The 9446-nt window shown below is 50.0% G+C and carries 7 protein-coding genes, 4 tRNA genes and 1 pseudogene; 2 read left to right on the forward strand and 10 right to left on the reverse strand.

The features are described from left to right. From ACTHUE_RS07060 to ACTHUE_RS07070, 3 genes are all read right to left on the reverse strand, one after another. On the reverse strand, positions 1–748 hold a 748-nt coding region (locus ACTHUE_RS07060; protein WP_440423166.1), incomplete at its 3' end, for a histidine kinase dimerization/phospho-acceptor domain-containing protein. A gap of 29 nt (positions 749–777) precedes the next feature. Continuing rightward, entirely contained in the window at positions 778–1455 is a 678-nt protein-coding gene (locus ACTHUE_RS07065; RefSeq protein ID WP_070607137.1) for a response regulator, read from the reverse strand. 144 nt (positions 1456–1599) lie between these two features. Beyond that, complete coding sequence (locus ACTHUE_RS07070; RefSeq protein ID WP_049333517.1) at positions 1600–2166, reverse strand: NADPH-dependent FMN reductase; 567 nt, start codon at positions 2164–2166, stop codon at positions 1600–1602. Between the two features lie 135 nt (positions 2167–2301). Between ACTHUE_RS07070 and ACTHUE_RS07075 the strand changes: the two are divergent. Further along, positions 2302–3728, forward strand: a pseudogene (locus ACTHUE_RS07075) (MFS transporter). 69 nt (positions 3729–3797) lie between these two features. Then, positions 3798–5210: a D-alanyl-D-alanine carboxypeptidase/D-alanyl-D-alanine endopeptidase gene (gene dacB, locus ACTHUE_RS07080; RefSeq protein WP_440423168.1), complete on the forward strand. Its 1413-nt coding sequence runs from the start codon at positions 3798–3800 to the stop codon at positions 5208–5210. A 291-nt stretch (positions 5211–5501) separates the two neighbouring features. On the opposite strand, the gene ACTHUE_RS07085 is transcribed toward dacB, so the two are convergent. The 7 genes from ACTHUE_RS07085 to ACTHUE_RS07115 form a co-directional block, all read right to left on the reverse strand. After that, positions 5502–5578, reverse strand: a tRNA-Asp gene (locus ACTHUE_RS07085). A 32-nt stretch (positions 5579–5610) separates the two neighbouring features. After that, a tRNA-Val gene (locus tag ACTHUE_RS07090) sits at positions 5611–5686 on the reverse strand. Positions 5687–5725: 39 nt separating this feature from the next. Then, positions 5726–5802, reverse strand: a tRNA-Asp gene (locus ACTHUE_RS07095). Positions 5803–5835: 33 nt separating this feature from the next. Beyond that, positions 5836–5911, reverse strand: a tRNA-Val gene (locus tag ACTHUE_RS07100). Positions 5912–5980: 69 nt separating this feature from the next. Next, positions 5981–7963, reverse strand: coding sequence for a monovalent cation:proton antiporter-2 (CPA2) family protein (locus ACTHUE_RS07105; RefSeq protein ID WP_440423170.1), 1983 nt, complete (start codon positions 7961–7963; stop codon positions 5981–5983). A 270-nt stretch (positions 7964–8233) separates the two neighbouring features. Then, entirely contained in the window at positions 8234–8980 is a 747-nt protein-coding gene (gene fabG / locus ACTHUE_RS07110; protein WP_440423172.1) for a 3-oxoacyl-ACP reductase FabG, read from the reverse strand. Between the two features lie 44 nt (positions 8981–9024). Beyond that, positions 9025–9446: glycosyltransferase (locus ACTHUE_RS07115; protein WP_440423174.1), on the reverse strand; the 422-nt coding region annotated here is incomplete at its 5' end.

The raw sequence follows: 9446 nt of genomic DNA on the forward strand, positions 1-9446 counted from the left end.
CTTCGGCGGACAGCTGCATATTGTTGAGCCGCTCTGCCTGAAGGGAAAGGGCGGTCATGGGGCTGCGCAATTCGTGTGCGGCATCGGCGATAAAGCGTTGCTGTTGGCGGACGTTTTCGTCGGTACGCTGCAACAGGTTGTTGATGGCGACGACAAAGCCTTGGATTTCGCTGGGAATGTTTTGCGTGTCCATCGGCGAGAGGTCGTTGATTTGGCGCTGTTCCAAATCGTTGGACAGGGTTTTGACGGAACGCATGGTGCGGTGGGTAATCCAGACGGTGAGCAGGATAATCAGGGGCAGGGCGAGGAGCATGGGGAGGATGCTCTGCACGGCGGCCATTTCGGCCAGCTCTTCGCGGTAGTCGCTTTCCTGCATGACGGCGATGCGGCCTTGCTTGGTGTTGCGGGTATAAACGCGGTAGTAATCGTCGTCGTCATCGGCCTGAATGGTGTGCAGGCCGTCTGAAATCTGCTCAGGCAGGCTGACAATGGGGTTGGGCGTATTGGGAAATTGAACGGAAATCTTGTTGTCGTTGTCGAGCGAGTGATTCTCGTCATCGGCATCGCTCGGGTCGAGATAGTTCGCGACTTGGCGCAGCAGGTCGTCTTGAACCTCTTGGGTCTCGTGATAAGTATCGTAATATGAAAATATGCCTGCAAGAATGGAGAGGGGCAGGAGCATGCAGATCAGGGCGAGGCTGATCCGGACTTGCAGGGATTGTTTGATGGTGTGGATAAGGCGTTGCATGGTTTGTGTGTTGATATTGTTGTGGTTTTTCAGACGGCTTGGTTGTTTTGTGCAACCAGCCAGCCGACCCCGCGGACGTTTTGAATCGCTTCTTTGCCGAGTTTTTTGCGTAAGGCGTGAATCAGGAAGTCAACGGCGTTGCTTTCGACTTCTTCACCCCAGCCGTAGATTTTATCTTCCAAATCGCTGCGTGACAGAATCATGCCCGGACGCAGCAGCAGGGCTTGGAGGACGGCAAATTCTTTGTTGCTGAGCATGATGGCCTGTTCCTGCCCGACCACTTCCGCCTGATGGGTGGAAGGGTTGAGCGTGATGATACCGTTGGTCAGCAGCGTTTGCGCCTGTCCGCCGTGTCGGCGCAATACGGCACGCATACGGGCTTGCAGTTCCGCCATGTCGAAGGGTTTGACGATGTAGTCGTCTGCGCCGCCGTCTAAGCCGTTGAGCCGGCTGTGCAAATCGTCGCGCGCGGTCACGATTAAGACGGGAACGGTACAGCCGCCGTTGCGGATTTGCGCCAATACGTCCAAACCGTCTTTGCCGGGCAAACCCAAATCCAAGAGCAGCAAATCGTATGCTTGCGCCGCCACTGCTGCGGCAACTTCCGAACCGCGGCTGACCCAATCGACAGCGTAGCCGGTGTCTTTCAGATTGGCACTGACGGCTTGGGCAATCATGGCATCGTCTTCAACCAATAATACGCGCATGGAAGTTCTCCGGAGGATGGGTGGATTGATTATAACCGCACTCAATTAGTAAAAATTTAGGAACTGTCGAAAAACTGATTTTTTGTAAAAGATGAGGCCGTCTGAAATTTCGTTTTTCAGACGGCCTGTATACTTCAATCCCGATTATTTAGGGTTTTTCTCAATCAAGGCAACCAGTTGGTCGATATAGCCTTGAACAAATTCACGCGCAGATTCGATGAGTCGGCCGTTGTCGTCAAACAGGGTGGGCGAGTTGCCGAGGAATACTTCCGGCTGGCCAGTCAGCGGCATATCGAAATATGAGAGGGCAAGGCGCAGATTTTTTTGCGCGCTATAACCGCCCATTTTGCCGACGGAATGGCTGATGATGCCGGCCGGTGTTTTTTTCCAGGCAACATCGGCATTGGGTTTGGAGCCGATGTCGATGGCGTTTTTCAGGCAGGCGGGGACGGTGCGGTTGTTTTCGGAAGTCACGAACAATACGCCGGCTGAAGCTTTGATGGTTTCGCGGAACTCGGTATAGCTGGGCGGAGTGGGGAAGTCGGTAACGGCAGGATCATCGTAGTCGAAGTTATACAAAGGCAAATGGCCGATTTCGACGATTTGTGCTTCGTAGCCTTCGGGGAACATGGAAATGACGTTTTGTGCGATTTTTCGTGCGAACGAACCTTTACGCAGGCTGCCGACCAAGATGCTGACTTTTTTTGACATGTTTTTCTCCTGTTTGATAATGGAAATGAAAACTATTCTGGATTTTAGTGTTGTCTAGGGAAGCGGTCAAGGTTTCAGACGGCCTGTCAGCCGGTTTATGCTAAAATAACAATTTTTCCGATATTTCAAATTATTATGCACGCTTCTGATTTTCAAGAAAATGATACGGCGCACGAATACTACGCCGACAATCCTGATTTTCCAGCTAAAACCATTGTCGCCACCTTATTCATCGGCGCATTTTTCGGCTATCTCAACGACACGCTGCTGAATGTCGCGCTCACGCCGATTATGAAAGATTTCGGTGTCGATAAGACCACGGTTCAATGGCTGACGACGGGCTTTTTGCTGGTCATGGGGCATTTACGCCGATTACGGCAGGCGTGATTCAATGGTTTGAAACACGCAAAATGGTGCTGTTTACGCAGGTGACGTTTTTAGCCGGCTCGCTGATTTGCGCGTTTGCACCGACGTTTGGCGTATTGGTGGTCGGGCGTATGGTGCAGGCAGTGTCTGCCGCGTTTTTTGTCCCGCTTTTGTTTAATGGCGTATTGTCGATTTTCCCGCCCAACAAGCGCGGAACGGCGATGGGCGTGATTACCATGATGTTTACCGCCGCGCCTGCAATGGGGCCGACGCTGTCGGGTATCATCATCGACCATACGCATTGGCGCGTGCTGTTCGGTTTTACCGCGCCGTTTATGTTGGCGGCGATGGTGCTGGTGGGCAAATATTTGACGGTCAATTTGAGCAACATCAGCCGTCCGAAAATCGATATGTTGTCGGCTGTGCTGTCGATTGCGGGCTTCGGCGGGCTGGTTTATGCGAGCAGTAATTTTGCCCATATGCCGCTGGTGGAATTTATCCTGCTCTTTGCCGCTTCCGTTGTGCTGGTGGGGTGGTTTGCGCACCGTCAATTCCGTTTGGCCACGCCGTTGTTGAACCTTCGTGCGTTTGAATACAAGCAGTTCAGATATTGCGTTGTGATTTTGGCCGGTGCGATATTCCTGTTCTTGGGCTTGGAACTGATGGTGCCGATGTACACGCAGCAAGTGTTGATGCTGACCGGTACGGCAACCGGTCTGATTCTGATGCCTGCCAGTATTGCCCAAGCGGTTGCCACACCTTTGTTCGGCAAATTGTTGGACAAAAAGGGCGGACGCTTTGTCGTTTTGCCGGCAACAGTGATGCTGGTGGTGTCGCTGGCGGTATTGTGGCTGTTTTTGCGGATTGATACGCAAGTGGTGATGCTGACGGCGATGTTTACGCTGTTGGCGCTTTCCGTGTCTGCTTGTGTAACCGGCGAAACCCATGGTCTGAACGCGTTGCCGAAAACGCTCAATCCGCACGGTGCGGCGATTCTGACCACCATCAACCCGATTGCCGGTGCCATCGGCGCGGCGTTTTTCGTCGGTGCGACCAATATCGGCGAGAAACTTTCCAGCGCAGATATGCCGCAACAGGCAATGTTGGACGGTATCCATTTGGCGATGGGTTGCGCTTTGGTTGTCGGTGTTGCGGTCGTCATGTTTGCTTTGCGTTTGAAAGCACATCAGAAATAAATAAAAGGCCGTCTGAAACGTTCAGACGGCCTAAGTACCTCATCAGAATTTATAAGATTTTGTAACACAATGAAGTTAAAAAGTATTTTATCAATCAGCCTGATGATGGCGGTTTGTCCGTCATGGGCTTTGGATTTCGGGCGCATTCCTGAAAATGAGATTTCTGTTTATGTGCAGGAATTGGATAGCGGCAAAGTGATTGCCGAACACCGTGCCGATGAATTGCGCAATCCTGCTTCGACCATGAAGCTGGTAACGGCGTTTACCGCGTTTCGTATGCTGGGCGGCGATTATCGTTGGAAAACTGAGTTTAAAACCAACGGCTCAATCAAAGGCGATACACTGAAAGGCAATGTGTATTGGGTGGGGAGCGGCGATCCTGTGTTTGACCAGCATGATTTGGTGCAAATGCAGCAACAGATGCGCGATAAGGGCATACGCCATATTGATGGGCATCTGATACTCGACCGCAGCCTGTGGGGCGATGTGAAGAATCCGGATGATTTTGCTTCCGATTCTGCCGAAAGCTTTATGACGCCGCCCGACCCCAATATGTTGGCGTATAAAACCGTTGAACTGCGTGCTGAAAAAGAAGAAGACGGAAGCTTGGTCATCCGTACCAATCCGCCGCTGCCGAATCTGAACATTCAAAACAAATTGACGCTTGAAGATAAGGAAGGGAAGTGCAGTGTTTTAAAAAACCACATGAAGACTGCCTATAAAAACAATACGCTGACCGTATCGGGCAAGCTGCCGGAAAGCTGCTTGGGCAAAGAGCTGTATCTGAATATGTACAGCATGAAAGAATTTGTCGGCAAAAGTTTTGTGAACCAATGGCGCCAACAAGACGGTACGGTTTCAGACGGCCTGACGACAGGTGTTGCGCCTCATGATGCGCATGTGTTGGCAAGCCATCTATCCAAACCGCTTACCGATATCCTCACCGATATGAACAAGCATTCTAATAATCTGATTGCCCGTTCGGTTTTCCTTAAATTTGCCGGAAATGTGTCTGATTACAAGCTGGCGCAGACTAAGGCCGCCTCTATCGTAAAAAGCGAGCTGGCGGTTGCCGGTATCAATACGGAAGGGCTGGTGTTGGAAAACGGCTCAGGCCTGTCCCGCGTAGAACGGCTTAATGCGCGAATGATGGCGCAAATGTTGGAAAAAGCCTACTTCAGCCCGTTTAAAAACGAGTTTATCAGTACGCTGCCGATTGCCGGTAAAGACGGCACGCTTAAAACACGCTTGAAACAGCCAGGTGAAAACCTGCGCCTTAAAACCGGTACGCTTAAAGATGTCCGCGCATTGGCTGGGTATTGGTTGGGCGAAAAGCCGTTGCTGGTTGTCGTTATTATTAACAGCCAAAAATCGACCGATTATTTACGCGACTTGGATAAGCTGGTGTCTAAAATTGTTCAGCCCGGTGGCGAACATTGGATTGATGCTAAGGCCTCCTGCATGATTAGGTATCAGGCTTGATAAGCTAAAAAAGGCCGTCTGAAAATGTATTGACGTTTTCAGACGGCCTTTGTGTAAGAGGGGGAGGCAAGTATTTATGTCTATTTTGAATAGATGATATAGGGATTTGATGAATAAGCGTTTGGTGTGAATCCGCTTGAGATGGATGGTCTTTCAGGATTTAAACCATATGTCTGCTTTATTGTGTTGTCCTGTTTATACTATTTAAATAGCTGGATTTTTTATAAAAAGACATAGGATACAGACGAAAAAAATACCGGTAAAAACCGGTATTTTTTATTTTTAACTTGATGGCGCGGCGGACGGGGCTCGAACCCGCGACCCCCGGCGTGACAGGCCGGTACTCTAACCAACTGAGCTACCACCGCGCATCCATTGTCAAAGACAATGAAAAGGAAAGTGGTGGGTGATGACGGAGTCGAACCGCCGACATTCTGCTTGTAAGGCAGACGCTCTACCAACTGAGCTAATCACCCGTAAAAGGGAGATACTGAAAAATCAGTATTTTTAAATAATGGCGCGGCGGACGGGGCTCGAACCCGCGACCCCCGGCGTGACAGGCCGGTACTCTAACCAACTGAGCTACCACCGCGCATCCACTGTCAAAGACAATGAAAAGGAAACTTGGTGGGTGATGACGGAGTCGAACCGCCGACATTCTGCTTGTAAGGCAGACGCTCTACCAACTGAGCTAATCACCCGTGCGCAAAATTGCGAAGACGCTATTAAACCAAAAAATCCTGATGCGCGCAAGATTTATTTGCCGATTATTAGATATCTCCCTGTAAGCACCAGTTTTCAAAGGAAATAATTTCTTCCTGCTTGCCTGCGACAATCAAAATATCGCCGTTTTCCAAAACAAAATCAGGATCAAGGTCTTGGATTTTTCCGGTCTTGCGGCGGATAAACAATAGCTTCAGATGATGGGCGGACAAGGGCAATTCGCGGATGGTTTTGCCGATGGCATGTGCCTCGCCGTGCAACGGGAAGGCGTGACGGGAGATGGCTTTGCTGTCTTCGTCTGAGAAGCTGTCATCGTCGCTGCCGATAAACAAGTCTTGCAACGATGCATAGCGGCTGTGACGGATATGGGTTATGGTTTGATAAACATGGTTGTAGGAGAGGCCGTGGCCCAACATGGCATAGCTTGCCAGCACCAGGCTGGTTTCTTTGGTATCGGAGACGGTTTCTTCCGCACCCATTTCGGTAAAGGTTTTAACGTAATCGTCATTGGTGGCGCGAACATAAACCGGCATGCTCGGATGCATGGACATGATGTTGCCGAGAACATGTTGGGTTTCGTGCATATTGTTCAGCGTAATGACCACCATTTTGGCGCGTCCCAATCCGGCGGCTTCCAAAACTTCACGGCGTTTGGCATCGCCAAAGGAAACCGGTTCGCCTGCGTTGCGTGCCACTTGTACGCGTGCGATGTCCAAGTCGAGGGCAAAGTAGGGGATGCCTTCTTGCGCCAATACACGGGCAACCGATTGACCGCCGCGTCCGAAACCGATAATCAGGACGTGTTCGGATTTGCTCATGGTTTCCACCAACATGGAGTGCAAGTCCAAGGCTTTCATGTCCCAGTCGGATTTGACGAAGCGGCTGACGATGGCATCGCTGCTGCCCAAGATAAATGGAGCGGCAATCATGGAAAGCAAGACGGCTGCAGTAGCTGCTTGTTCCAATTCGGGCGAAACCATATTGATTTTGCTGGAAATGGCCAGCATCACGAAGCCGAACTCGCCGCCTTGTGCCAAATAAAGCGCACTTTTGAGGCTGTCGCCCACAGGGTTTTTCATGCGCAAAGCGATGATGAAGACGACCAGTGCTTTCAAAATCAACAGGATTGCCAACAAAATCAGGATTTGCTGCCAGTTACCTATCAGCGCCTGAATATCCAGCTTCATACCGACGGTAATGAAGAAGAAGCCCAGCAGGATATCGCGGAATGGACGGATATCATCTTCCACCTGAATGCGGTATTCGGTTTCGGAAAGCAGCATACCGGCAACGAATGCGCCCAATGCCATAGAAAGGCCTTCAAGCTCTGTCAGATAGGCTACGCCCAAAGTAACCAGCAAAACGTTGATCATGAAGAGTTCGGACGATTTGCGTTTGGCAACCAGTCTGAACCAGCGCGACATCACACGGCTGCCGATAACGAACAAAATGCCCAAGGTCAGCAACATTTTCAAACCGGCCAAGCCCAGCTCTACCCACAAGTTGCCTTCGCTGCCGCCTGCAAGCGCCGGAATCAGAATCATCAGCGGTACAACGGCAATATCCTGCATCAGCAAAACACCCATGGCCATTTGACCATGCGGCTGACCCAGCTCGGTTTTCTCCGACAAAATGCGGCTGACGATGGCGGTGGACGACATGGTCAGTGCACCGGCAGTGGCAAACGCCCAGTTGAACGGTGTGCCCATCGCCATCAAAATGCCCATAATCGAGAGCATGGTAACGATGACTTGCAAGCCGCCCAAACCGAACACGAGGCGGCGCATGGCTTTGAGTTTAGGCAGGGAGAATTCGAGGCCGATGCTGAACATCAGAAACACAATACCGATTTCGCCCAAATAGTCGGTAGCGTGGCTTTGCGGAATCAGTCTGAACATACCCGGACCGGCAATAAAACCGACCAAAAGATAACCGAGCATGGAAGGAATGTTGAATTTGCGGCAGCAGATAACCGTAATAACGGCAACCAACAGAACAATGACAATGGGAGCAAGGGAAAATTCGTGCATAGAGTGGGCGGCCTTTCATTAAAAGTAAATATTGTTATATAGAGGCCGTCTGAAACACGTCGAAAACCGACAGCAAACCCAAATAAAAACGCACAGAACTCAATTTATTCCTGCGATTTAATTTCCCGTATCATGCTTATTTGGATTTACTGTTTCGAGCGTTATCTAACGGATTATTAAGATTATATCAAGATAGAATGTAAAATAGTGTTTTGATTGACAAAAAGGGCCGTCTGAAATATTCAGACGGCCTTTAAATAAACAAACGGTTTAAGGCATCAACATGCCGCCGTTGACATGAAGTGTCTGACCGGTAATGTATTTTGCCTGATCAGAAGCCAAGAACAAGACTGCATCGGCAATATCTTGCGCTTCACCGAATTTGCCCAAAGAAGTTTGCGCTTCAAAGGTTTTGCGGGTTTCTTCCGGCAGAGCGCGGGTCATATCGGTGTTGATAAAGCCGGGGGCGACGCAGTTGACGGTAATGCCGCGGCTGCCGACTTCGCGCGCCATGGATTTGGAAAAACCGATCAAGCCCGCTTTTGCCGCCGCATAGTTGGTTTGACCGGCATTGCCCATCACGCCGACAACAGAAGTGATGTTGATGATGCGGCCGGCACGCTGTTTCATCATGCCGCGCAATACGGCTTTGGAAGCGCGGAAGACGGATTTGAGGTTGACCTGCATGATGTCGTCCCATTCTTCCTCTTTCATGCGCATCAGGAGGTTGTCGCGGGTAATGCCGGCGTTGTTGACCAAAATATCCAGTTTGCCGAATTCTTTCTCAATGTCGGCAATCAGGTTTTCGATGGTTTCAGGTTCGGCAGAATTCAATGCACGGCCTTCGCCGCCCCATTGCGCCAAGCGCTCGCTAATTGCAGCCGCACCGCTTTCGCTGGTGGCCGTGCCGATAACTTTTGCACCAGCCGCAGCCAAAGTATCGGCAATCGCCGCACCAATACCGCGCGATGCGCCGGTTACCAAAGCGATTTTGCCGCTCAAATCTTGTGTACTCATGTTTTATTCCTTAATTGCGATTGGAAAAATGGTTTCAGACGGCCTTATTTACCTAGAGAGGGTGCTTGATACCGTCGTTTGTTGATTCTGCGTAATAAATATTCTTTGTAGTATGCCCATGCTTGCTTTTTTTGTCCTTGTTTCCAAAGTCGTTTGGCTGCTTGTCTAAATTTCCTTTTAGGATTTGGAAAGGGCAACCAAGTTGATAGAGGTTGTTCTAGATATCCGTTATTCCATGGGGAATTCTTAAAATATTGATCATATGCGGGGTGGAAGCCTAATTGATGCCACGGTTTGATATGACCAACAAAATGGACTAAGCGGATATTGTTGGGATTATCGATTAATTCACTGTATTTTTGATGCCAATGTATCCAGTTAAAGTTTTCTGAAAGCCAGTGTACATGACCTATACAGGCTAAATTCAAAATATCTTGGTCTGGACAGGAGAGTTTAAAATTCTGTT

It is taken from the genome of Neisseria sp. P0021.S005 (assembly GCF_051956955.1).